This is a genomic window from Luteimonas yanweni, assembly GCF_039548475.1.
Classification (GTDB): domain Bacteria; phylum Pseudomonadota; class Gammaproteobacteria; order Xanthomonadales; family Xanthomonadaceae; genus Luteimonas.
Genome location: NZ_JBCLVC010000007.1, coordinates 1 through 24,051 on the forward strand (window position 1 = coordinate 1; position 24,051 = coordinate 24,051).

Below are 24,051 nucleotides of genomic sequence, written 5' to 3' on the forward strand. Positions count from 1 at the left end.
GTTGGGGGCATTTGTGGGGGGGGGGGTGGGGGAGACCAGCCCGGATCACCCCCCCCCTCCCCCCCCCCCCCGCTCCCACAATGGCCGCTCGCACAAGGAGTGCTCAACAAGGGACTCTTCCACGAAAGAGGCCGGCGGCTCTCCTTCAGAGCGTTCCGAGCCCTTGCGCGCCGCCGTCTTCACCGACCTGCAGCAGGCGCAGGGTATTGGTCGCGCCGTGGGTTTCCATGGTTTCGCCGCTGGTGAACACGACGCGGTCGCCGGACGACAGCAGGCCGGCGGCCACCAGCAGGCCCACGGCGTCGCGCGCAGCCTCGCGCGCACCCTGGCCGCGACTGTCATGGGCCATCGGGAACACGTCACGCATCAGGCTCATGCGCCGGCGCGCGCCGGGATGGCGCGAGAATGCATAGATCGGCGCGCTGGAACGGAAGCGCGACAGGAATCGCGCGGTGCCGCCGGATTCGGTCATGGCCACGATCGCGGCCACGCCGATGTGCTCGCTGAGGAACATGGCGCCCATCGCGATCGCCTGGTCGGCGCGCTGCAGCCCGCGCTGGGCCGCCTCGAAATCGGTGTCGTGCTCGAACTGCCTCTCGGCGCCGACGCAGATCCGGCTCATCGCCTCCACCGCCGCCACCGGATACGCACCGGCGGCGGTTTCGGCCGACAGCATCACCGCATCGGTGCCGTCGATCACCGCGTTGGCCACGTCCAGCACTTCGGCACGGGTCGGCATCGGGCTTTCGACCATCGACTGCAACATCTGGGTGGCGGTGATCACCACGCGGTCGCGGGCGAGGGTTTCGCGGATGATCTTCTTCTGGATGCCCGGCAGCTCGGCGTCGCCGATCTCCACGCCCAGGTCGCCGCGCGCGACCATGACCACGTCGCTGGCGTCGATGATCTCGCCCAGGTTCTCGATCGCCTCTGCACGCTCGATCTTCGACACCAGCGCTGCGTCGCAGCCGTGCGAACGCGCGACCCGGCGCGCCTCGTGCATGTCTTCGGCGGTCCGGCAGAAGGACACCGCGATGAAATCGACGCCGATGTCGGCGGCGACCTTGATCAGCTCGCGGTCGTGTTCGGTGATCGCACCCAGGGACAGGCCGCCGCCCTGCTTGTTCAGCCCCTTGCGGTCGGAGAGCACGCCGTCGTTGAGCACGGTGGTGGCGATGGTGTCGCCCTCCACCGACAGCACGCGCAGCTGCACCATGCCGTCATCGAGCAGGAGCACGTCGCCCGCCGCGACGTCGCCCGGCAGGCCCAGGTAGCTGACACCGACGCCGTTGGCATCGCCCGGGGGCGCGTCGTCACGGGCATGCAGGTCGAAGCGGTCGCCCGCGCGCAGTTGCACGCGCCCGCCTTCGAAACGGTCGATGCGGATCTTCGGACCCGGCAGGTCGGCCAGGATGCCGACCTCGACCCCGGCCCGGGCCGCCGCCTCGCGGACCTCCTGCGCGCGCCGCACATGATCGGCCGGCACGCCGTGGGAAAAGTTCAGCCGCACCGCGTTGACGCCCGCGCGCACGAGCGCATCGAGCACGCCCGGTGCATCGCTTGCCGGACCCAGCGTGGCGAGGATGCGGGTACCGCGGCGGTATTCGGACATGCTGGGCCTTGCGCTGGGCGCGTCGGGAACGGACCCCCAATGCTAGCCGAGCCACATGGCGATCGGGATGCCGCGCTCCGACCTGGCCCGGCCCGGGCCGCCGGGCCGTTCCAGTCAGCCGCCGCGCTGTTCCAGCGCCACGACCGCCGGCAGCGCCTTGCCTTCAAGGAACTCCAGGAAGGCGCCGCCGCCGGTGGAAATGTAGGTCACGCCACCGGCGATGCCGTACTTGTCGACCGCGGCCAGGGTGTCGCCGCCACCCGCGATCGAGAACGCCTTCGACGCCGCGATCGCCCGCGCCAGGGTTTCGGTGCCCTTGCCGAAGGCGTCGAACTCGAACACGCCCACCGGCCCGTTCCACACTACGGTGCCGGCCGAAGCGATCATCTCCGCATAGCGCGCGGCGGTTTCCGGGCCGATGTCGAGCACCATCTCGCCCTCGGCGATGGCGTCGACCGCCTTGACGGTCGCCGGTGCGTCGGCTGCGAAGGCCGGCGCCACCACCACGTCGGTCGGCACCGGGATGTCGGCGCCGCGGGCGTGGGCGTCGGCCATGATCTGCTTCGCCGTATCGATCAGGTCGGCCTCGTGCAGCGAGCTGCCGACACCGTGCCCCATGGCGGCGATGAAGGTGTTGGCGATACCGCCGCCGACGATCAGCTGGTCGACCTTGCCGACCAGCGACGACAGCAGCTCGAGCTTGGTCGAGACCTTGGAACCGGCCACGATCGCGAGCAGCGGACGCGCCGGCTCCTTGAGAGCCTTGCCCAGGGCGTCGAGCTCGGCCATCAGCAGCGGCCCGCCGGCGGCCTGCGCGGCGTGCCGGATCACACCATGGGTGGAGGCCTGAGCACGGTGCGCGGTACCGAAGGCGTCCATGACGAACACGTCGCACAGCGCGGCGTAACGCTTCGAAAGCGCCTCATCATCGGCCTTCTCACCGGCGTTCATGCGGCAGTTCTCCAGCAGCACCAGCTGGCCCGGCGCGACATCCACGCCGTCGAGGTAATCACGCACCAGCGGCACTTCGCGACCGAGCAGCTCCGACAGCCGCGCCGCCACCGGCGCCAGCGAATCCGCTTCGCTCCAGCGGCCTTCGGTCGGACGGCCCAGGTGCGACATCACCATCACCGCGGCGCCCGCGTCGAGCAGCGCGCGCAGGGTCGGCAGCGACGCGAGGATGCGCTGGTCGGACGTCACGCGGCCGTCGGCCACCGGCACGTTGAGGTCCTGGCGCACCAGCACGCGCTTCCCGGCAAGGTCGAGGTCGGACATGCGGAGGATGGACATGGAAGAGGCCGCCGGCTGTGAGGGGTCGCCATTGTCGACGTGGCCGGCGCCGGATTCAAACCTGGTCGGAACGACGCGGCACCAGGTTCCTGCCCCCCGCGCCGGGACTTCACCGCAACACCGCCAAACGTCCCGCACCCGCTTCCCGCCTTTACGGAACCAGCACAACGCGCGATTCCACACCCGGGCGAAGAACCAAAAGAAAGGCCCCGCCTGGAGCGGGGCCTTGGGTATCCCGGTATTGCGTACGATCAATCGCGGTACCCGGATTCGTCCTTGTTGTGGATGATCCAGATCAGGTTGCCGCCGCTGTCCCAGCCCTTGCCGGCGAAGATCAGCCGGCCCTGGCCCTTGTAGGCCATCTCGTAACGGTGGCGGTCGGAGCCGAAGTAGAACGGGATGAAGGCCTTGCCGGTGACGTAGACGCCCTGGTCGGTGGGCTCGCCCACGATGTCGGTCACCTGCTTCATCGGCATGCCGATCTGGATGCCGGTGAACTTGCTGCCGGGTGCCGGCTTGCCGGTGATCTCGCCCTCCCAGTCGTTGAGGCCGGTGACCGTCTCGCCATAGCCCGCCTCGACGGCCGAGGAATCGGTCACCTCACCTTCGGCATTCATCCAGGCCGGCGTTTCCTTGGCCTTCGCACCGCGGCGCGCATCGGCGTCCCCGGCCGCGAACAGGCCGGCGCCGACGATCACCGCCGCGGCGGCGATCACTCGCATGCTGTCATGCATTGCTTCTCTCCATGTGTGTGCCCCATCCCTGCAGACGTCCCCACCGCGGGCCGGGGCGGCACCCGCTGCGTCGGGCCGGATTCTCCAACGTGCGCGCCGTGCGTGCAATCGGGGAGTCAGCCGCTGCGCCGCCGGAACAGCAGCCAGGACACCGTCAGCATCAGCATCGGCGGGATGGCGTAGGCGAGCCGGTAATCGAAGCCGTAGACCGCCGCCAGCTTGGCCACCTGGTTCTGCAGCATCCAGAACATCAGCGCGAACACCACGCCGATGAACAGCCTGCGCCCCAACCCGCCGCTGCGCAGCGAGCCGAATGCGAAGGGCATCGCGGCCAGGCACAGCGCGAGCACGTTGACCGGATAGAACCAGCGTCCCCAGTAGTGCTCCTCGAACTCGCTCGCATCCAGCCGGTTGCGGTGGCGGTAGTCGATGCCCTGGGCGAGGTCGCGCGCGGCCATGTAGCGCGGGCGGAAGGCGCCACCGGCGCTGGCCGCCAGCGCGGCGGCGTCGAGCTGGGAGTCCCAGCGCTCCTCGTCGACGCGCACTTCGGCCACCGAGCGCTCCTCGAAGGTCACGCGGCGCACGTCGCGCAACAGCCAGCCACCGCTGCGGTGTTCGGCCACGTCCACCTGCGCGACCGACTCGAGCCGGCCCTCGTTGTCGAATTCGAACAGGCGCACGTCGTTGAGCTCGAGCCAGACTTCGCCGTCCTCGCTGCGCTCGCGGCCGTCGCGGGCGTTGAGGAAGGTGTTGCCCTCCCGCGCCCACAGCCCCGAATACTGCGCCACGATCATGTCGCTGGAGCGCGCGGCCGCCCGCATCGCATCGGCGCTGCGCTGCGCGGCGGGGCCCAGGGTCTCTCCGCTGAGCATCATCACCCCGGTCAGCAGGGCCAGCGGCACCGCAACCGATACGCTCAGCCGGCGCCGCGACACGCCCAGCGCGCGCAGCGCGGTGAGCTCGGACGACGCCGCCATCTGGCCCAGGCCCATCAGCGTGCCGATCACCGCGGCGGTGGGGAACATGGTGTAGGCGCGCCGCGGGAGCGTGTAGGCGACGTAGGTCAGCACGCTGACGAAGCCGTACTCGCCCTGGCCCATGTTGTCGATCTCGTCGACCGCCGCCAGCACGGCGTCCAGCCCGACCAGCACCACCCAGACCAGGAGCACGGTCACCACCACCACGCGGGCGACGTGGAGGTCGTGGATCTTTGGCAGCGGCATCATCGCGCCGCTCCCGCGCCGCGCGCCGGGCGCGGCACGCCAACGTGGCCGTCACGGAAATACATCCACGCACCGAAGGCGAGCAGCGGCAGCACCAGCCACCACAGTCCCAGCGGCAGCGGGATCTTGCCGTCGGCCAGCCACTTCGTGCCCAGCAGCATGAGGTTGGTCCCGACCACGTAGGCCAGGAACCCGAGCGCGATGCGCCCGTAGCGGGCCTGTCGCGGCGGGCTGCGCGCCAGCGGCACCGCCAGCAGGGCGAAGGCCAGCGCCAGCAGCGGCGGCGCGATCCGGGAATGCAGCTGGGCCTGCGCCTCGGCGCGCGGATCGCCGAGCAGGGCGAGGGTGCTGTCGTATTCCGGGTCTTCGTCCGCGGGCCGGGTCTCGGCGTCGGGCAGGCGCATCTCGTTGCGCTGGTAGCGCATCATCCGGAAATCGAGGCCCTGGGCCAGCGGGCCCTCCACGCGGAACCCTTCGCCCAGGTCCAGGTAGCGCTCCGCGCCATCGACGGCCAGCCGGCCGTTGCGCGCGGTGGTGACGTCCATGCGCTCCCCGTCCTGGCGGTAGACGAAGACGCGGCCCAGGGCCGAGCCCTCGCCGGACATCGCACCCACGTAGACCACGCCGCTGCCGCCGGGCAGCTCGACAAAACGCCCGGCCTCGAGCCCGGCCAGCAGCAGGTTCCGGTTGCCCTCGGCGACCATCCGCTGCGAATAGTCATTGGCCCAGGGCCCCAGCCACAGCGAACAGGCGGCGATGAAGCCGACCACGGGCAGCACCAGCATCATCAGCGGCCGCAGCAGCCGCCGCGGACCGACGCCGGTCGCCACCAGCACAGGCATTTCCGAATCCCGGTACAGGCGGCCCACGGCCAGCAGCAGGCCCAGCATCAGGCCCAGGGGCAGGATCAGCGGCAGGTAGTTGAGCACCTGCAGGCCCAGCTGGGACAGCATCAGCCCCGCCGGGACCCGGCCGCGGGCGATGTCGCCGAGTACGTCGGCGAACACCCCGCCCAGGCTCACGATCATCAGCACCACCAGGGCCGCGAACGTGGATTGGGCGAATTCGCGGAACAGGTAGCTGTCGAGCTTCGGCATCCGTATGCGGCCTTGCATTAGAATCGGGGGTTCGTCCATACACCGCCAGGCCGCGCCAGCACGCTGGCGCCGCGGCGCATCGCCGCATTCTGGACCGCGGATTGTAAGGAACACTTCACGCCAAACCCCAGTACAGGACCCCATGACCCTCAAACTAGCCCTGAACAGCGCCTCTCCGGCCACGGCCGACGTCGACTGCATCGTGGTCGGCGCCTATGCCGACAAGACCCTGACGCCCGCCGCCCGCGTCCTTGACGAGGCCAGCGGCGGCCGCCTGTCGGCCCTCGCCGACCGCGGCGATATCAGCGGAGCCACCGGCCGCACCTCGCTGCTGCACGACGTTCCCGGCGTGGCTGCGCCGCGCGTGCTGGTCGTGGGCCTGGGCGAATCGGCAAAGTTCGCGGTCCCGCAGTACCTGAAGGCCGTGGCCGACGCCGTGCGCGCGCTGCGGACCGGTCCGGTGCGTTCGGCGCTGCTGACCCTGTCCGGGGTCGAGGTGTCCGGCCGCGACGCGGCCTGGGCCATCCGCCAGGCCGCCATCGCCGCCGGCCACGCCGCCTACCGCTACACCGCGACCCTGGGCGAGAAGAACAAGAAGCGCGACGAGAAGGGCCTCGAGCGCCTCGACATCGCAGGCAATGACGCTGCCGCGCTGGCCCAGGGCCAGGCGATCGCCGCGGGCGTCGAGTTCACCCGCGAGCTCGGCCACCTGCCGCCGAACATCTGCAACCCGGCCTACCTCGCCAGCCAGGCGCAGGAATTCGCCGCGAAGTTCGACAAGGCCTCCTGCGAGGTCCTCGAGCGCGAGGACATGGAAAAGCTGGGCATGGGCTCGCTGCTGGCGGTCGCCCGCGGCTCGGCCAACGCGCCGAAGCTCATCGTGCTGAAGTGGAACAACGGCGGCGACGCGCAGCCCTACGTGCTGGTCGGCAAGGGCATCACCTTCGACACCGGCGGCGTGAACCTGAAGACCCAGGGCGGCATCGAGGAAATGAAGTACGACATGCTCGGCGCCGGCTCGGTGCTGGGCACCTTCGTGGCCGCGGCCGGCATGGACCTGGGCGTCAACCTGGTGGTGGTGGTGCCCGCGGTCGAAAACGCGATCGACGGCAATTCCTACCGCCCGTCCGACATCGTCACCAGCATGTCCGGCAGGACCATCGAAGTCGGCAATACCGACGCCGAGGGCCGCCTGATCCTGTGCGACGCGCTGACCTATGCCGAGCGGTTCAAGCCGCAGGCCCTGGTGGACGTGGCCACGCTCACCGGCGCCTGCATGGTCGCCCTGGGCAGCTTCGCCACCGGCCTGATGTCGAAGCACGACGACCTGTCGCAGGAATTGCTGGCCGCGGGCGAGGAAGTGTTCGACCGCGCCTGGCGCCTGCCGCTGTGGGACGAGTACCAGACCATGCTCGATTCCAGCTTCGCCGACGTCTACAACATCGGCGGCCGCTGGGCCGGCGCGGTGACCGCGGGCTGCTTCCTGTCGCGCTTTACCGAGGGCCAGCGCTGGGCGCACCTCGACATCGCCGGCAGCGCCAGCCACAGCGGCAAGAACGGACTGGCCACCGGTCGCCCGGTCGGCCTGCTGTCGCAGTGGCTGCTGGACCAGGCCGCCAAGTAGGACGCACGCGGCCGGGGGCGGCTTTCGCACGCGGAAGCCGCCCCCGGCCCGGCTTTTGACCCGGGACCGAGCATGCGCGCCGACTTCTACCTGATTGCCAAGCCCCGCTTCCGCGACCAGCCCCTGCTGCTGGTCTGCGAGCTGGCCAAGAAAGCCCTGGCCGCCGGCCAGCCGATGCTGGTGCTGGCCCGCGACATGGCCCAGGCCGAGCAGCTCGACGACCTGCTGTGGTCGTTCGACCCCGACGCCTACGTGCCGCACCAGATCGCCGGTGCCGGCTTCGACGACGAGGGGGACGGCGAGGAAGAGGACGCCGACGTGCTCATCGCCCCGCCCGAAGCCGACGTGCCGCTGCGCCCGCTGGTGCTCAACCTGCGCGATGCGCCGGTCGAGGGCGCCTTCGAGCGCGTGCTGGAGGTGGTGCCGGCGGACGAGTCCGCGCGGGGCCCGCTGCGCGCACGCTGGACCCAGTACAAGGCGCGCGGCTTCGACCTGAAGAAATTCGACATGTGACGCGGGGGCCCGCCCCCGCCCTGCCCCGACACAGAGCCCTCCGATGACCCTCGCCACCGGCTACGACCCCAAGTCCTTCGAATCCCGCCTCTATGCGCAGTGGGAGTCCAGCGGTGCATTTGCGCCTGCCGGCGACGGCCCGGCGTATTCGATCCTGCTGCCGCCACCCAACGTCACCGGCACCCTGCACATGGGGCACGCGTTCCAGCACACGCTGCAGGACGCGCTCATCCGCTACCACCGCATGCGCGGCTTCCGCACCCTGTGGCAGATGGGCAGCGACCACGCCGGCATCGCCACCGAGATGGTGGTGTCGCGCAACCTCGCCGCCAGCGGCAGCAGCGACACCCGCGATTCGCTCGGGCGCGAGGCCTTCGTCGACAAGGTGTGGGAGTGGAAGGGCCAGTCCGGCGACACCATCGAGCGCCAGATGCGCCGTATGGGTACGTCGGGCGACTGGACGCGCAAGGTGTTCACGATGGACCCGGGGCCGTCGGAGGCGGTGGTCGAGGCTTTCCTGCGGCTGCACGGGCAAGGACTCATCTACCGCGGCCAGCGGCTGGTCAACTGGGACCCGGTGCTGAAGACCGCGATCTCCGATCTTGAAGTGCTCAACGAGGAGGAGGACGGCTTCCTGTGGTCGATCGCCTACCCGCTCGGCGATGGCGCCGGCTACGAGCACGTCGAACACGATGCCGACGGCAACGAGATCCTGCGCGAACGCCGCGACCATCTCATCGTCGCCACCACCCGTCCGGAAACCATGCTCGGCGACACCGCGGTGATGGTGCACCCGGATGACGCGCGCTATGTGGGCCTCATCGGGAAGACGGTCACCTTGCCGCTGACCGGACGCGAGGTGCCGGTGATCGCCGACGCGTACGTGGATCGCGCGTTTGGCACCGGCGTGGTCAAGGTCACGCCGGCGCACGACTTCAACGACTACGCGGTCGGCCAGCGCCATGGCCTGCCGATGATCAACCTGTTCACGCCCGATGCCGCGCTGAATGCCAACGCGCCGGAGAAGTATCGCGGCATGGACCGTTACGTCGCGCGCAAGGCGGTGCTCGAGGACCTCGAAGCCCTCGGCCTGCTGCTGGAGACGAAGCCGCACACGCTGCAGGTGCCGCGCGGCGACCGCACCGGCCAGGCCATCGAGCCCTACCTCACCGACCAGTGGTTCGTGCGCATGGACACGCTGGCCGAGCGCGGGCTCGCGCGCTTCGAGGGTCGCGACGGCGCCGAACCCGACATCCGCTTCGTGCCGCCGAACTGGATCAACACCTACCGCCACTGGATGGAGAACATCCAGGACTGGTGCATCAGCCGCCAGCTCTGGTGGGGCCATCGCATCCCGGCCTGGTACGACGATGCCGGCAACGCCCACGTCGGCCGCGACGAGGCCGACGCACGCGCGCGCAGCGGCCTTGGCGCCGACGTGGCGCTGCGCCAGGACGACGATGTGCTCGAGACCTGGTTCTCGTCGGGCATCTGGCCGATGAGCACCATGGGCTGGCCCGACGCCGAGGCCATGCGCGAGCGCGGCTTCGACGACTTCGTGCCGTCGAGCGTGCTGGTCACCGGGTTCGACATCATCTTCTTCTGGGTCGCGCGCATGGTCATGCTGACCGACCGGCTGACCGGGCGCGTACCGTTCCACGACGTCTACATGACCGGTCTTGTACGCGACAAGGACGGCCAGAAGATGTCGAAGTCGAAGGGCAACATCCTCGACCCGATCGACATCATCGACGGCATCGCGCTGGACGACCTGGTGGCCAAGCGCACCGCCGGCCTGATGCAGCCGAAGATGGCGGAGAAGATCGCCAGGGCCACGCGCAAGGAGTTCCCCGACGGGATCTCCGCGTTCGGCGCCGACGCCCTGCGCTTCACCATGGCGGCGCTGGCCGGCCCCGGCCGCGACATCAAGTTCGACCTGGCGCGCGCCGAGGGCTACAAGAATTTCTGCAACAAGCTCTGGAACGCGACCCGCTTCGTGCTGATGAACACCGGGGACGCCGGCACGCTGACGGGCGCGCCGCAGCCCGTGACCGCGCCGGAGAAGTGGATCCTGTCGCGCCTGGCCGCCGTCGCCGCCGAGGCCGAGTCCCACTTCGCCAGCTACCGCTTCGACCTGCTGTCGCAGTGCCTGTACGAGTTCGCATGGCACGAGTACTGCGACTGGTTCGTCGAGCTGGCCAAGCCCGCGCTCAACGGCAGCGATGCCGCCGCGGCCGCGAGCACCCGCCACACCCTGCTGCACGTGCTCGAGCGCCTGCTCAGCCTGCTGCATCCGCTCACGCCCTTCGTCACCGAGGAGCTGTGGCAGCAGGTCGCGCCGCGACTGGGCATCGATGACGCCAGCATCATGACGCGCGCATATCCGCGGGCGCCCGATTTCGCCGGCCAGGACCATGCCGACGCCGCCGCCGACGTCGAATGGCTCAAAGCCATGGTGTCGGCGCTGCGCCGCATCCGCAGCGAGCTCGGCGTATCGCCGGGCAAACCGGTTCGCCTGCTGGTGTCGGGCGGCAGCAGCGCGGACGCCGACCGCCTCGCGCGTTTCTCTTCGCAGCTCGGCTTCCTGACCCGGATCGAAGGCGTCGAAGCGATCAGCGGCGATCCGCCACCGGCCGCCGCTGCGCTGGTCGGCGAGCTGAAGCTGTTCGTGCCGCTGGAAGGCCTGGTCGACCTCGACGCCGAACGCACGCGCCTGGACAAGGAGCTCAAGCGCGTCGCGAGCGAGCTGGCGAAATCGAAGGGCAAGCTTGCCAGTGACACCTTCGTCGCCAACGCCCCCGCCGCCGTGGTCGAACAGGAGCGCACCCGCCTGGCCGACTGGACCGCCCAGCACGAGGCCCTCAGCGCGCAGCGCGCCCGCCTCTGACCGGGCGCGCCCACGCACCGCGGCTTTCCCGGGACGGCCGGCGGCCGGAACCGGGAGCAGGATGCGCATATTCCGGCTGGGCATCCCCCCTGCGTCCGCGGCGGGCGGCGCAAGCCCCAACGGAGCGCAAGCGCCTCAGTCCGCCAGCAACTCCATGGCCATCACGATCGCGTCCTCGCGCCGACCCTTGTCGGCCGGGTAATAGCGCGGGCGGCGGCCGATTTCGTTGAAGCCCTCGTCTTCGTACAGGGCGATGGCCGCCGGGTTCGACGGTCGCACCTCCAGGAACACCCGGCAGGCACCGTGCCCGCGCGCGGCCTCCACCATCCCGCGCAGCAGCCAGCGGCCGTGGCCGCGCCCCTGGCGCGCAGGATCGATGCAGATATTGAGCACGTGGGCCTCGTCGGCGGCCACGCTCAACACACCGTGGCCGATGAAGGCCCCGCCCTCCAGCAGCACCCAGGCCGGATAGCCCGCGAACAGGCAGTCGCGGAAGATGCCGATCGACCACGGGTACGGATAGGCACGGAGCTCGACCGCCATCACCGCATCGAGGTCTTCGACGCGCATCGGCCGCATGACCGGACGCTGCGCCGCGTCGGCCACCACCACCGCGCTCATCCCTGCACGGTCCCGCGTCGCAGGGCACGCAGCCGCGGCCACAGTGCGCGCTTGGCGGCGGGATCGGCACGCAGTGTGGCCAGTGGCGGCAGGCTGCGCAGCAGCTCGGCGGCGCCGGCCGAATCGGGCCCACGCCCGGCCGCGCGCAGCAGCGCGTGGGCCAGCGGATCGTCGGGCACCAGGTCTTCCGCCCGCGGCGCTCGCGCGTAGACCTGGTGGCCGAGGGCCTCCAGAACGTCGCGTTGCCACGGGTCCCAGGCCACCGCGTTCACTCCACGCGCGCGCCGCGGCGGCCGCGCAGGCGCCACAGCCACATCACCGGGCCGGACAGCGCATAGATGCCGAGCACCGTGAGCAGCGTTTTAGGCGGGTCGATCCACAGCGCGATCAGCGCCGCCACGATCAACAGCGTGGAAAAGAACGGAACCCGGTCGGCACCCGGCCCGCTGCCGCTGCCCTTGAAGCTGGTGTAGCGGAACATGCTGACCATCAACAGGCCGCTCAGCACCGTGACCGCCAGCGCGACGTAGCGCATCGACTCGCCGCTCAGATCCAGGCTGTGCATGGTCCACACCGAACTGGCCACGATGCCGGCGGCGGCAGGGCTGGCCAGGCCGATGAACCAGCGCTTGTCGACCGTGCCCACCTGGCTGTTGAAGCGCGCCAGGCGCAGCGCGGCGCAGGCCGCGTACAGGAAGGCCGCCAGCCAGCCGATCTTGCCCAGGGTGTTGCCGTCGAGCTTCATCGCCACCAGCGACCAGTGGTACACCACCAGCGCCGGGGCCATGCCGAAGCTCACCAGGTCGGCCAGCGAGTCGTACTGCATGCCGAAGTCGCTCTGGGTATTGGTCAGGCGTGCGACGCGGCCGTCGAGGCCGTCGAGGATCGCGGACACGAAAATCGCGATGCACGCCGCCTCGATCCGCCCCTGCGACGCCGCGATGATCGCGAAGAAGCCCGCGAACAGGCCGCCGGTGGTGAACAGGTTCGGCAGCAGGTAGATGCCGCGGGCGCGGCGCGGCGGCTGGGGTGTCGGGTCCATGGCGCAAGTGTACCGCCGCCACGGCGTCTGCCGCGGCGTGCCGCCCGGTCACACAACCGCGATCCGCCGCTTGCGCCGCCGACGCCCCGGTGCTGCAATCGCGGGTCATCGCCCTCCAAGGCAGGAGTTCCACATGCACCGCATCGTCCTCGGCGCCATCCTGGTGATCGCCGCCAGCCCGGCCTTCGCCCAGCAGACCGCCGGCGAGGTCTTCCAGTGGAAGGACGCCAACGGCGTCACCCACTATTCGCAGACGCCACCGGAAAAGGGCAGCTACGAACACCGCCTGATCACGTCGTCCGGCGCCGCCGCGCCGACCACGTCCGAGCCCGCGGCCGCCGCGGCCGGGAACGCGAACTGCACCGCGGCGCGCGCCAACATCACCGCGCTGCAGGGCCAGGGCGACGTGATGCAGGACACCGATGGCGACGGCAAGCCCGATGCCGTGCTCGACGCCGACCAGCGCGCCAGCCAGCTCGAACTGGCCCAGGCCGCGGTCAAGGCCTACTGCACGCCCTGACGGACCGGACCGGGCAACGCCATGCAGGCGCGCTGGGCCATCGTCGCCGGACTGGGCGCGGGGATCGCCCTGGCCTGGTGGCTTTCGCGCGAAGCGCCGGGCGTCGCCGAGGCCCGTGGCGAGCGCGCGCAGGCAGCCGCCGATGCGTCCTATGAAGATGCGCGCCCGGTGCTCTACCGCTGGACCGACGCCACCGGCGTGGTCCAGGTGACCCAGCAACCGCCGCCGCGCGGCACGCGCTACGAGAAGGTCGACATCCAGCCGCGCCCAGGGATCGAGGTCCACGGCGACCGCCGCTAGCCGTCCCCGCGCCGCGGCCTGGCCGCGACGCCGGCCAAGGGCGTGCTGCATGGCACAATCAGCGGCCCCGCCATGACGATGATGCCGCCGATGCGCCTGTCGCAGTTCCACCTCCACACCGAAAAGGAAACCCCCGCCGAAGCCGAGCTGGTCAGCCACAAGCTGATGCTCAAGGCCGGGATGATCCGCAAGCTCGCGGCCGGCATCTACACGTGGTCGCCGCTTGGCCTGCGCGTGCTGCGCAAGGTCGAGGCCGTGGTGCGCGAGGAAATGGACGCCGCCGGCGCGATCGAGCTGCTGATGCCCTCGATCCAGCCGCGCGAACTGTGGGAAGAAACCGGGCGCTGGGAGAAGTTCGGCGGCCAGCTCCTGAAGATCCGCGACCGCAAGGACGCCGAGTACGCCTACGGCCCTACGCACGAAGAGGTCGTCACCGACTTCGCCCGCCAGGAACTGGCGAGCTACAAGCAGCTGCCGGTGACCTTCTACCAGGTGCAGGCGAAGTTCCGCGACGAGATCCGCCCGCGTTTCGGCGTGATGCGCGCGCGCGAGTTCCTGATGAAGGACGCCTATTCCTTCGACATCGACGCCGAGGGCATGGCCACCTCCTATGCGAAGATGCACGCGGCTTACACCCGCATCTTCACCCGCTTGGGCCTGCGCTTCCGCGCGGTCCTGGCCGACACCGGTGCGATCGGCGGCGACGCCTCGCAGGAGTTCCACGTGCTGGCAGACTCCGGCGAGGATGCGATCGCCTGGTCGGATACCGGTGGCGACGACTCCGCCGGCTACGCCGCGAACGTCGAGACCGCGCGCGCCGCGGCCCCCGGCCCGCGCCCCGCGGCGGCCGAGGACATGCGCAGCATCGACACCCCCACGCAGAAGACCTGCGAGGCGGTGGCGGCGCTGATGGGCATCGCGCTGGCACGCACCGCCAAGTCGGTCGCCGTCATGGGCCACGACACCGGGGGCCGGCCGCAGTTCGTGCTGGTACTGGTGCGCGGCGACCACGAGGTCAACGAGATCAAGCTGGGCAAGGTGCCCGGCCTGGGCGGTTACCGCATGGCCACCGAGGCCGAGATCCTGGAGCACCTGGGCAGCGAGCCCGGCTTCCTTGGACCCGTCGCGCCGGCGAAGCCCGTGCGCGTGGTCGCCGACCTCGAGGTCGCGGCGATGGCGGACTTCGTCGTCGGCGCCAACCGCGCCGGCGAGCACATCGCCGGCGTCAACTGGGGCCGCGACCTGCCCGAGCCGGATACGATCGCCGATATCCGCAACGTGGTCGACGGCGACCGTGCCGAAGACGGCGGCACCCTGCGCATCATGCGCGGCATCGAGGTCGGCCATATCTTCCAGCTCGGCGACAGGTACGCCCGTGACATGGGCTGCACCGTGCTCGACGCCGCCGGCAAGGCCGCGGTGCCGATGATGGGCTGCTACGGCATCGGCGTGTCGCGCATCGTCGCCGCCGCGATCGAACAGAACCATGACGCCGCCGGCATCCTGTGGCCCGAGGCGATGGCGCCGTGGTCGGTCGCGGTGTGCATCATCAATCCGAAAAACGACCCCGCCGTGGCCGCGGCCGCCGCCGCGCTGCACGACGAACTCGCCGCGAAGGGCATCGACGTGGTGCTGGACGATCGCGGACTGCGCCCGGGCCCGATGTTCGCCGACATGGAGCTGGCCGGCATCCCGCACCGGGTGGTGGTTTCGGCGCGCGGGCTGGAGGCCGGCACCTTCGAATACCGCGCGCGCAGCGCGGCGGAATCGGAAAACCTGGATCGCGGCGCGCTGCTGGCGCGCCTCGCTTCCTGAGGCGTCGAAACGCCGGGAACGGCATATTCCCCTGCGTGCGGCGGAATATGCCCGGGCAGACGGCGGCGGCGAGGAAATCAACCGGCCACGCATCGCCCCGCGGTCCGCGGGATTATCGACAGTGGCCCGGCAGATAATGGCCGCACGGCGCCGCGGCGATTATGATCGGCGATTCGCCGGATTCCGGCACCGCTCCACGACCCAATCGGAGACAGCATGGCCATCGACCTCGACACCCTTTCTGCAAAAGAACTCGATTCGCTGATCAACAAGGCGAAGAAGCGCAAGACCACCCTCAAGAAGCGCAAGCCGATCAGCACCGTGCGCGCGCGCCTCAAGGCCGCCGCGACCGCCGAGGGCTATACGATCGAGGAGCTGTTCGGAACGGCGTCCGGCGCAGCCGCCAGCGGCAGCCGTGCAACGAAGACCGCCCGCGCGCCGCGCAAGACCGGCATCAAGGTGGCACCGAAGTACCGCAACCCGGCGCAGCCGGAGCAGACCTGGACCGGCCGCGGCAAGCAGCCGCGCTGGCTGGCCGAACAGGTCGCGCAGGGGAAGACCCGCGAGGATTTCCTGATCGCGAAGTAAGGCTGTCCGGCGGATCGCTCCGCCGGCCCCTCCGGGCGGCCTGCGGCAGTCCCCGGCGCTGTCGGCTTACAGGCTTCGCCGCGCGGGCAACAGCAGGTTGCCGAATATCAGTCCGGCCACGATCGCCAGCAGGATGTTGACCACCGCCAGCGCCGCGGTCTGGCCGACCACCAGGTCCTGCTGCTGCACCGAGGTGATCAGCGTGCGCACGCTGGAACTGCCGGGCACCATCAGGATGATGCCCGGCACCCGGACCACCGCGCCCGGGCGTCCCGCCCAGTGCGCATACCCGTTGCCGGCGGCGGTGATGACCAGCGCCGACAGGAAGATCCCCACCTCGCTGCCCCAGGCCTGCCCGCCAAAGCGCGACACCAGGTAGCCGGTGGCGGCGGCGGCGGCCACGAGCAGGTAATCGCGCGTCTTGGCGCGGAACAGCACGGCGAACGCGAACGAAGCCAGCCCCAGCGCGCACCACTCCACCCAGTCGGGCTGCGGGCGCCAGGGGCGGACCTGCGGCTCGATGCCGACCATGCCCGCGGCCGCCATCGCCACCATCGTGCCCACGGTGAGCATCAGCATCGTCGCCACCGCGCCGGCGAAGCGCGCGGTACCCGACATCAGGTGCTGGCTGGTCAGTTCGTTGACCGCGTTGGTCAGCGCCAGGCCAGGCATCAGCACGATGAGGGCGGAGATGATCACCGTATTGAGGTTGAGCGGCGCGACGTAGGCGGCCACCAGGATGGTGATCGCGGCGGCGACCATCGCACTGATCGCGTCGCCCGCCTCGCGCAGCCGCGGCCGCGTGCGCGCGGCCACCTGCAGCAGCCCGATGATCAGGCCGACCGCCGTCGTGGTGGCGATGTCGAGCCACGGCAGGCGCAACAGGCCGCCAACGCCGGCGGCGACCATGCCGAATCCAAGCACCTGCATCAGGTTCTGGCGACGCGTCAGCGGCCGGTCCAGGGCGCGCAGCGCGGCGTGTCCTTCGCCCAGCCCCAGGGTTCCGGCCACCACGTCTTCGACGATGGAGTCCACGTCACAGAGCCGGCCGAGGTCGTTCTCGCCGGGGGGCATCCGGATCACGCGCGTGGTGTCGCTGTCTCCGGGCGGGCGCATCGGGTCGCTGAAGGACAGCACCATGCCGGTGGGATTGGTCCATGGCTCGCACTCCAGGCCCAGCTTCTCCGCCACCATTTCCAGCGATGCTTCCAGGCGCGGCCCGGTGGTGCCGTAGGCATGCAGGTGCTCGGCCAATTCGACCATGAAGGCGATTCTGGGGGCGTAGGCTTCCTGCGGGATCGGGCGCGACATGTGCAAAGGATGGCACGCGCGCAGCGCTCAGTGTTCGGTATCCTCGCCTGCAGTCCTCCGCCGACCACCCACGCACCCGCCCGATGCCCGCCGCCAACGCCAGCCCACCGACGCTCGCCCTCGACGGCGACGCCCTGCACCTGTCGGGCGGCTGGACGCTCGACAATGCCGAAGCGGTGTCCCAGGCGCTGGGCGGCGCGCCCGACGGCGCGTCGAAGGTGGATGCCACCGGCATCGAGCGCCTCGACACCATGGGCGTGCTGCTGCTGTTGCGCTTCGCCCACCGGCGCGGCCTGGCGGACGATGCATTGGGATTCCGCGAAGACCACCTGGCCCTGGTCGCCGCGATCGAGGACGTGGCCGACGACCGTCCGAAGAAGCGTCGCGAGTACGGCGTGGCCGCCGCGCTCGCGCGCCTTGGCGAGACCATGCACCACAACGGCCGCGAGATCGTGGCCCTGGTGAGCTTCCTCGGCGAGAGCCTGACCAAGGTCGGGCGCATCGTGCGCCAGCCGGGGCGCCTGCGCCTCACGTCCACCGTGCACCACATGGAGCAGGTGGGACTGGACGCGATGCCGCTGGTCGCGCTGCTCTCGTTCATGGTCGGCGCGGTGATCGCGTTCCTCGGCGCCACCATCCTGGCCGACTTCGGCGCATCGATGTTCGTGGTGGAGCTGGTCGGCTTCGCCTTCCTGCGCGAGTTCGGCGTGTTGCTGACCGCGATCCTGCTCGCCGGCCGCACCGCCAGCGCGTTCACCGCGCAGATCGGCGTCATGGTCAGCCGCGAGGAGGTCGACGCCATCCGCGCCCTCGGCCTGGACCCCATCGACCTGCTGGTGATCCCGCGGCTGCTGGCGCTGCTGGTGATGCTGCCGCTGCTGACCTTCATCGCGATGATCTCCGGCCTGCTGGGTGGCATGGCGGTGGCCGCGTTCGAGGTCGGCATCCCGCCGCAGGCCTTCCTGGTGCGCCTGCAGGACACCATCGAGCTGCGCCACTTCTTCGTCGGCATGTCCAAGGCGCCGGTGTTCGCGATCGTGATCGGGCTGATCGGCTGCCTGGAGGGGCTGCAGGTCGAGGGCACCGCGCAGTCGCTGGGCGAGCGCACCACCTCCAGCGTGGTGCAGACGATCTCGCTGGTGATCCTGCTCGATGCGGTGGCCGCGATCTGGTTCATGCAGGTGGGCTGGTGAGCGCCGACGACGCCATCGTCCGCGTGCGCGGGCTGGTCAACCGCTTCGGTGCGCAGGTGGTGCATGACGGCCTCGACCTGGACGTGCGCCAGGGCGAAATCCTCGGCGTGGTGGGGGGCTCGGGCAGCGGCAAGTCGGTGCTGATGCGCTCGATCATCGGCCTGCGTACGCCCAACGCCGGCACGATCGAAGTGCTCGGCGTCGATGCCCGTGCCGACGATGCCGCCGGCCGGCTGCACATCGAGCGCAACACCGGCGTGCTGTTCCAGGACGGCGCGCTGTTCTCGTCGTTGAGCGTCGGCGAGAACGTCGAGGTACCGCTGAAGGAGCACCACCCCCGGCTGCAGGACGGCCTGCGCCGAGAGTTGGCCCTGCTCAAGGTCAAGCTCGCCGGACTGCCGGCGGATGCGATCGGCAAGCTGCCCTCGCAGCTGTCCGGCGGCATGCGCAAGCGCGCCGGGCTGGCGCGCGCGCTGGCCCTGGACCCGCCGCTGCTGTTCCTGGACGAACCCACAGCGGGGCTCGACCCGATCGGCGCGGCGGCCTTCGACAACCTGATCCTCACCCTGCGCCAGGCGCTCGGCCTGACGGTCTTCATCATCACCCATGACCTGGACACGCTGTACGCTGTCTGCGACCGCGTCGCGGTGATCGCCGACAGGAAGGTGGTGGCCACCGGCAGCATCGGGGACATCGAACGCCTCGATCACCCATGGGTGCAGGAATACTTCAACGGCCCTCGCGGCCGCGCGGCACGAGAGGCGGGCCAACGCGCCGCCGTGGAACCCTGATCGATGGAAACCAAGGCCAACTACGTCCTCATCGGCGCCTTCACCCTGGCGGTGGCGGTGGCCATGCTGCTGTTCGGGCTGTGGGCGGCGAAGTACTCCAGCGACCGCAACTGGCAGGCCTACCACGTCGTCTTCGACGAGCCGGTCACCGGCCTCACCGAAGGCGGCACCGTGCAGTACAACGGCATCGCGGTGGGCACGGTGGACTCGCTGTCGCTGGCGCCGCAGGACCCGCGCCGCGTGGTGGCGCGGATCCGGGTCAACGCCGACGTCCCGGTGAAGATCGACACGCGCGCAAAGATGTCGATCGCAGGCCTCACCAGCGCGCCCTTCATCCAGCTCACCGGCGGCAGCCCGGAGGCCCCGCGACTGCTGCCCCAGGACAAGGACGACATCCCGGTGATCCTGACCGAGGCCTCGGCGCTGCAGAACATCGCCGACACCGCCAACCGCCTGGTGGCGCGCCTGGACCAGGTGCTGAGCGAAGAGAACGTGGAGCGCATCGCCAATACGCTCGAACACATCGAAGGCATGACCGGCGCGGTAGCAGGCCAGCGCGAGGACCTGAAGTCGCTGATCACCAACACCCGGGTGGCCAGCGAGAAGCTGGTCGAGGCCGTGGAAACGTCCAATCGCGCCATGAACGGCATCGACCGCGAGCTGGTGCAGAAGCTTCCGGGCATGGTGGAACGCCTGGAGTCCACGTTGGCACGGATCGACTCCGCGGCCGGCAGCGCCGACGCGATCCTTGGCGAGAACCGGAACGCCATCAACAGCTTCGCCAACGACGGCCTGGCCCAGCTCGGGCCAACGCTGGGCGAGCTGCGCTCGCTGGTGCGCGACCTGCGCCGGATCAGCGACCGCTTCGATTCCAACCCCGCACGCTACCTGCTGGGTCGCGACGCACCCAAGGAGTTCGAACCCGAATGAAGCCGACCACCCTCCTTGCCCGCGGCGCCCTGGTCGCGGCGGCGCTGGCCCTGGGCGCCTGCTCCATCCTTGGTGGCGGCGAGCGCGAACGCGGCGCGATCTTCGCCCCCGACCCGCGGGTCCCGGCCGACCCGTCGTGGCCGCGCGTGGACTGGCAGCTTTCGATCAACCCGCCAACGGCGGCGCGCACCGTGGACACCTTCCGTATCGCGGTGCGGCCCACGCCAGGCGAGTTGCAGGTCTACAGCGGCGCCAGCTGGGCGCGCGCGCCCTCGGACATGGTCGAGGAAGTGATCCTGCGCACGCTGGAGGATTCCGGGCATGCACCCGGCGTGGCACGCCGCGGCAGCGGCATCGCCCCGGACTACCGGCTGCTGCTGGACCTGCGTCGCTTCGAGGCCGACTATGCCGGCGGCACCGTGCCCCGCGCGACCATCGAACTGCACGCCAAGCTGCTGCATGCGCGCGCGCAGGGCATCAGCGCCGCCCGCACCTTCACCGTGGCCGAGCCCGCGACCGCCACCGACGTGGCCAGCGTGGCCGAGGCCTATACCCGCGCACTGGAAACCCTCGGCCACGACGTCGCAGCCTGGACCCTGGAAACCGGCGAGGCCCACGCCCGCACCCTTCCCCGGCCGGAGCAGCTGTAGCTGCGGCCATCGGCCCGGGTTTGCCGCCTGCGCGCCCAGCCGCGACAATCCGTGCATCACCACACGGGCCTCCCGCATGAATCCGCACGCAGATCCCAATGCCACCGTCGAGGTGCCCGAGCCCGAGCGCGACGTCATGGAGTACGACGTCGTCACCGTCGGAGCCGGACCCGCCGGCCTGGCGTTCGCGATCCGCCTCAAGCAGGTCAACCCGGACATCTCGGTCTGCGTGATCGAGAAGTCGAGCACCATCGGCGCCCACATCCTGTCCGGCGCGGTGATCGAGCCCGAACCGCTCGATGCCCTGCTGCCAGGCTGGCGCGACAATCCGCCGCCGGTCTGCGTGCCCGCCACCGAAGACGAACTCTGGTACCTGACGAAGGACGGCGGCCGCAAGTTCCCGATCGTGCCGCCGGGCATGCGCAACCACGGCAACTTCATCGTCAGCCTGGGTGCGATGTGCGCCTGGCTGGCGCCGCAGGCCGAGGCCCTGGGCGTGGAGATCTACCCCGGCTTCGCCGCCGCGCAGACCCTGCACGCCGACGACGGCACCGTGATCGGCGTGCGCATCGGCGACATGGGCGTCGCTCGCGACGGTTCGGAGAAACCGGGCTACACCGCCGGCATCGACATCCGCGCCAAGGTGACCGTGCTTGCGGAAGGCGCGCGCGGACACCTGACCAAGCGCCTGGTGAAGCGCTTCGGGCTGGATGCCGATAGTGACCCGCAGGCCTATTCGATCGGCATCAAGGAGCTGTGGCAGCTGCCCGCCGGCCGCGCCACGCCCGGAAAAATCGTGCATTCGCTGGGCTGGCCCGCCGACAGCCATACCTACGGCGGCAGCTTCCTCTACCACCTGGAAAACGACCAGGTGGCGCTGGGCTACGTCAGCGGCCTCGACTACAGCGACCCCGACTTCAAGCCATGGGAAGCCTTCCAGCAATGGAAGAACCATCCCACCGTGAAGCCGCTGCTCGAGGGCGGCAACATCCTGTCCGCCGGCGCGCGCGCCATCGTCACCGGCGGCTGGCAGTCGCTGCCGAAGGTGGAGATGCCGGGCGCGCTCCTGATCGGCGACACCGCCGGGCTGCTCAACGTGCCCAAGATCAAGGGCACCCACCAGGCGATCCGCAGCGGCATGCTGGCCGCCGAACACCTGGCCGCCGGTGGTCTGGCGCCGCAAGGCTTCGACGCCAGGCTCCGCGACTCCGACGCGATGCGCGAGCTGCGCGCCGTGCGCAACGTCAAGCCCGGCTTCAAGAAGGGCCTGTGGTTCGGCCTCGCCAACGCCGCGCTGGAGACCGCGCTCGGCGGCCACACGCCGTGGACGCTGAAGGTCGCGCCGGACTGGTCGTCGCTCGACAGACTCGGCACGCGCGTGCAGCCGGAACGGGACTGGGGCCAGCGCGAGCTCGCCCCGCGCGACCGCCTGGCCGGCGTCTATTTCGCCGCCACCGAGCACGACGAAGACCAGCCGGTGCACCTGCTGGTGCACGACACCGAGGTCTGCGTGACCCGCTGCACCGTTGAGTACGGAAACCCCTGCACGCGCTTCTGCCCGGCCGGCGTCTACGAGATCGTCGACGATCCCGACGGCCCCGCGAACACCGGCAAGCGCCTGCAGATCAACGCCGCCAACTGCGTGCACTGCAAGACCTGCGACATCAAGGATCCCTACGAGATCATCACCTGGGTGACGCCGGAAGGCGGCTCCGGGCCGAACTACCAGAACCTCTGAAGTCAGCGCACGGGCGCCTCCTGGCGCGGGCCAGCGGCCTCGGCCAGGTCCGGATGGCTCGCGCGGAACCGCGGCGAGAACAGGTTCAGGCGATGCTCCACCAGCATCGCCATCAGCGCGATGCGCGTCGCCTCCGGGCGAACGCAGATGTCGATGCCGATCGCGCACGGTTCCGGCGGCGTTCGCGGGTCGCGCGCCACCGCCGCCATGTCGCGCGCCATCACCACGTAGGCCGCGCGGTATCCGGGCAAGCGGTCCCAGGCATGGACCGCGAGCACGGCCTGGCTTGCCAGCAGCGCCAGCGCCACGCAGGTGGCGACCGCGGCGCCACGCGCGCCGCGCAGGGCGCCGGGCGCCAGCGCCATCAGCAGCAGCGCCACGATGCCAAGCTGGTAGAAGACCGCATAGCGCCCCTGCTCCAGGAAGTCCGCGCCTCGCACGAACACCCGGCCGTAGAGGATTCCGGCGACCATGGCGTAGAACAGCAGCATCAGCGCCACCGCGACGAACCAGGTGGCGCCGGGACGCAGGCGCAGCGCGCGCCACCAGAACCAGCCGTGCGCGGCGGCCACCAGCAGCGCCAGCGCGATGCGCGCCGTGTCCCAGCCGCCGCCGAATGCCAGGCGCAGGGTCGACGCCGGCACCAGGCCCGCGGTGAGCGGCGTCACCAGCCACCGCCAGGCCTCGCGCCACTGCCCGGCCAGGCCCGCGACGCGCGCGGCGAAGCCGACGTTGAAGTCGGGGTGGGTGCTGCCCCTGATCTCGCCGAACGCCATGTAGATGCCGCGGCACGCAAGCAGCACCAGCGCCAGGAGCACGACCACGCGCGTCGCGTCACGCATGCGCCCTTCGCGCAGGCCCGCAAGGACGAGCGCCGGCGCGACCGCCGCCACCAGCAGCACGGCGGAGTCGTCGCCGACGATGCCGGCGGCAGCGGCCGCCACGACCATCGGCCAGGCGGCAGTGCCGCGGTACGCGTGCCATGCGCCGGCGAGCGTCGCGAAGCCCAGCAGGTAGAACGCGTGTGCCATGGTGACCATGGGATAGACGTAGACGTCGGCGGTGGCCGGCGACACCTGCACCGCGACGATGGCGGCCAGCAGCAGCGCCACCGCCCACGGGCCGACCGTATGCGCCCGGGCCTGGCGTCGCTCCCCGAGCACCACCGCGCACAGCAGCAGCCAGCCGCCCGCCGCGCAGGCCAGGCCGAACCAGGATTCGAGCCTGAAATCCAGGCCGAACCAGCGCGCATTGGCCAGCATCAACAGCTTGTTGAGGGGCTGGGCGTGGTCGACGCCGGCGCGCTTGACCAGGAAGTCACCGAAGCCCGCGCCCTCCTCCAGCGCCACGCGCAGGAAGGTGTCGATGAAGGTCCAGTTGTCCGAATACACCAGCGGATTCGCCATCTGCCCGGCGAACGCGAATGCATTGGCCAGCACCGCCAGCGCAAGCATCCACGGAAGCGCGCGCAGCGCCGGGTTCGACCCGGAAACGAAAAATGGACTCGGCGCCATGGTGTCCGCGGCAAGCGTCCTGTCGGCCCGGGAGTATAGCGACGTGCCATCGACCGGG

The 24,051-nt window shown here is 70.4% G+C and carries 22 protein-coding genes; 12 read left to right on the forward strand and 10 right to left on the reverse strand.

The genetic code is table 11. The annotated features are described in order from the left end of the window. Window positions 1-145: 145 nt before the first annotated feature. The 5 genes from pyk to lptF form a co-directional block, all read right to left on the reverse strand. On the reverse strand, window positions 146-1,612 hold the full coding sequence (gene pyk / locus WCE39_RS02975) for a pyruvate kinase (protein ID WP_343275232.1): 1,467 nt from the start codon (window positions 1,610-1,612) through the stop codon (window positions 146-148). Between the two features lie 114 nt (window positions 1,613-1,726). Beyond that, on the reverse strand, window positions 1,727-2,902 hold the full coding sequence (locus tag WCE39_RS02980) for a phosphoglycerate kinase (RefSeq protein ID WP_343275233.1): 1,176 nt from the start codon (window positions 2,900-2,902) through the stop codon (window positions 1,727-1,729). Window positions 2,903-3,153: 251 nt separating this feature from the next. Beyond that, the gene (locus WCE39_RS02985) at window positions 3,154-3,582 is read right to left on the reverse strand and encodes a hypothetical protein (RefSeq protein WP_449283934.1); all 429 of its coding nucleotides are present in this window, start codon (window positions 3,580-3,582) and stop codon (window positions 3,154-3,156) included. Window positions 3,583-3,752: 170 nt separating this feature from the next. Then, a complete protein-coding gene (gene lptG, locus WCE39_RS02990; protein WP_343275235.1) occupies window positions 3,753-4,862 on the reverse strand; it encodes an LPS export ABC transporter permease LptG in 1,110 nt (369 codons plus the stop codon). Next, window positions 4,859-5,956, reverse strand: a complete 1,098-nt coding sequence (lptF, locus tag WCE39_RS02995; protein WP_343275236.1) for an LPS export ABC transporter permease LptF — start codon at window positions 5,954-5,956, stop codon at window positions 4,859-4,861. Before lptF ends, lptG begins: the two co-directional genes overlap by 4 nt. Window positions 5,957-6,098: 142 nt before the next feature. Here lptF and WCE39_RS03000 point away from each other — a divergent pair, with 142 nt between their 5' ends. The 3 genes from WCE39_RS03000 (at window position 6,099) to WCE39_RS03010 (ending at window position 10,980) form a co-directional block, all read left to right on the forward strand. Then, the gene (locus WCE39_RS03000; RefSeq protein ID WP_343275237.1) at window positions 6,099-7,580 is read left to right on the forward strand and encodes a leucyl aminopeptidase; all 1,482 of its coding nucleotides are present in this window, start codon (window positions 6,099-6,101) and stop codon (window positions 7,578-7,580) included. A gap of 72 nt (window positions 7,581-7,652) precedes the next feature. Beyond that, on the forward strand, window positions 7,653-8,093 hold the full coding sequence (locus tag WCE39_RS03005; RefSeq protein ID WP_343275238.1) for a DNA polymerase III subunit chi: 441 nt from the start codon (window positions 7,653-7,655) through the stop codon (window positions 8,091-8,093). Window positions 8,094-8,136: 43 nt separating this feature from the next. Beyond that, window positions 8,137-10,980, forward strand: coding sequence for a valine--tRNA ligase (locus tag WCE39_RS03010; protein ID WP_343275239.1), 2,844 nt, complete (start codon window positions 8,137-8,139; stop codon window positions 10,978-10,980). Between the two features lie 135 nt (window positions 10,981-11,115). On the opposite strand, the gene rimI is transcribed toward WCE39_RS03010, so the two are convergent. The 3 genes from rimI to pssA are packed head-to-tail and all read right to left on the reverse strand — an operon-like array spanning window position 11,116 to window position 12,643. Then, a complete protein-coding gene (gene rimI, locus WCE39_RS03015; RefSeq protein ID WP_343275240.1) occupies window positions 11,116-11,601 on the reverse strand; it encodes a ribosomal protein S18-alanine N-acetyltransferase in 486 nt (161 codons plus the stop codon). After that, window positions 11,598-11,864, reverse strand: a complete 267-nt coding sequence (locus WCE39_RS03020; RefSeq protein ID WP_343275437.1) for a hypothetical protein — start codon at window positions 11,862-11,864, stop codon at window positions 11,598-11,600. Before WCE39_RS03020 ends, rimI begins: the two co-directional genes overlap by 4 nt. Before the next feature lie 5 nt (window positions 11,865-11,869). Then, on the reverse strand, window positions 11,870-12,643 hold the full coding sequence (gene pssA / locus WCE39_RS03025) for a CDP-diacylglycerol--serine O-phosphatidyltransferase (protein WP_343275241.1): 774 nt from the start codon (window positions 12,641-12,643) through the stop codon (window positions 11,870-11,872). A gap of 133 nt (window positions 12,644-12,776) precedes the next feature. Between pssA and WCE39_RS03030 the strand changes: the two genes are divergently transcribed. The 4 genes from WCE39_RS03030 (at window position 12,777) to WCE39_RS03045 (ending at window position 15,866) form a co-directional block, all read left to right on the forward strand. Further along, a complete protein-coding gene (locus WCE39_RS03030; RefSeq protein ID WP_343275242.1) occupies window positions 12,777-13,163 on the forward strand; it encodes a DUF4124 domain-containing protein in 387 nt (128 codons plus the stop codon). Window positions 13,164-13,184: 21 nt separating this feature from the next. Continuing rightward, window positions 13,185-13,463, forward strand: coding sequence for a DUF4124 domain-containing protein (locus tag WCE39_RS03035; RefSeq protein ID WP_343275243.1), 279 nt, complete (start codon window positions 13,185-13,187; stop codon window positions 13,461-13,463). 90 nt (window positions 13,464-13,553) lie between these two features. Beyond that, window positions 13,554-15,278 (forward strand): proline--tRNA ligase, encoded by a 1,725-nt coding sequence (locus WCE39_RS03040; protein ID WP_343275429.1) that lies wholly within the window; start codon window positions 13,554-13,556, stop codon window positions 15,276-15,278. A 216-nt stretch (window positions 15,279-15,494) separates the two neighbouring features. Beyond that, window positions 15,495-15,866 carry an H-NS histone family protein gene (locus WCE39_RS03045; protein WP_449283933.1) on the forward strand — a complete coding sequence of 124 codons (372 nt, stop codon included), beginning with the start codon at window positions 15,495-15,497 and terminating at the stop codon, window positions 15,864-15,866. 66 nt (window positions 15,867-15,932) lie between these two features. Here the strand turns inward: WCE39_RS03045 and WCE39_RS03050 are convergent, their stop codons facing one another. Continuing rightward, window positions 15,933-17,129, reverse strand: a complete 1,197-nt coding sequence (locus tag WCE39_RS03050) for a threonine/serine ThrE exporter family protein (RefSeq protein WP_452299555.1) — start codon at window positions 17,127-17,129, stop codon at window positions 15,933-15,935. A gap of 131 nt (window positions 17,130-17,260) precedes the next feature. Between WCE39_RS03050 and WCE39_RS03055 the strand changes: the two genes are divergently transcribed. The 5 genes from WCE39_RS03055 (at window position 17,261) to WCE39_RS03075 (ending at window position 22,479) form a co-directional block, all read left to right on the forward strand. Then, a complete protein-coding gene (locus tag WCE39_RS03055) occupies window positions 17,261-18,370 on the forward strand; it encodes an MlaE family ABC transporter permease (RefSeq protein ID WP_343275245.1) in 1,110 nt (369 codons plus the stop codon). Continuing rightward, on the forward strand, window positions 18,367-19,161 hold the full coding sequence (locus WCE39_RS03060) for an ABC transporter ATP-binding protein (RefSeq protein WP_343275246.1): 795 nt from the start codon (window positions 18,367-18,369) through the stop codon (window positions 19,159-19,161). Before WCE39_RS03055 ends, WCE39_RS03060 begins: the two co-directional genes overlap by 4 nt. 3 nt (window positions 19,162-19,164) lie before the next feature. Then, window positions 19,165-20,091 (forward strand): MlaD family protein, encoded by a 927-nt coding sequence (locus WCE39_RS03065; protein ID WP_343275247.1) that lies wholly within the window; start codon window positions 19,165-19,167, stop codon window positions 20,089-20,091. After that, window positions 20,088-20,741 (forward strand): ABC-type transport auxiliary lipoprotein family protein, encoded by a 654-nt coding sequence (locus tag WCE39_RS03070; protein WP_343275248.1) that lies wholly within the window; start codon window positions 20,088-20,090, stop codon window positions 20,739-20,741. Before WCE39_RS03065 ends, WCE39_RS03070 begins: the two co-directional genes overlap by 4 nt. A gap of 76 nt (window positions 20,742-20,817) precedes the next feature. Continuing rightward, window positions 20,818-22,479, forward strand: a complete 1,662-nt coding sequence (locus WCE39_RS03075) for an electron transfer flavoprotein-ubiquinone oxidoreductase (RefSeq protein ID WP_343275249.1) — start codon at window positions 20,818-20,820, stop codon at window positions 22,477-22,479. Window positions 22,480-22,481: 2 nt separating this feature from the next. Here WCE39_RS03075 and WCE39_RS03080 read toward each other — a convergent pair whose 3' ends face one another. Further along, on the reverse strand, window positions 22,482-23,993 hold the full coding sequence (locus WCE39_RS03080) for a hypothetical protein (RefSeq protein WP_343275250.1): 1,512 nt from the start codon (window positions 23,991-23,993) through the stop codon (window positions 22,482-22,484). Window positions 23,994-24,051 lie beyond the last annotated feature (58 nt).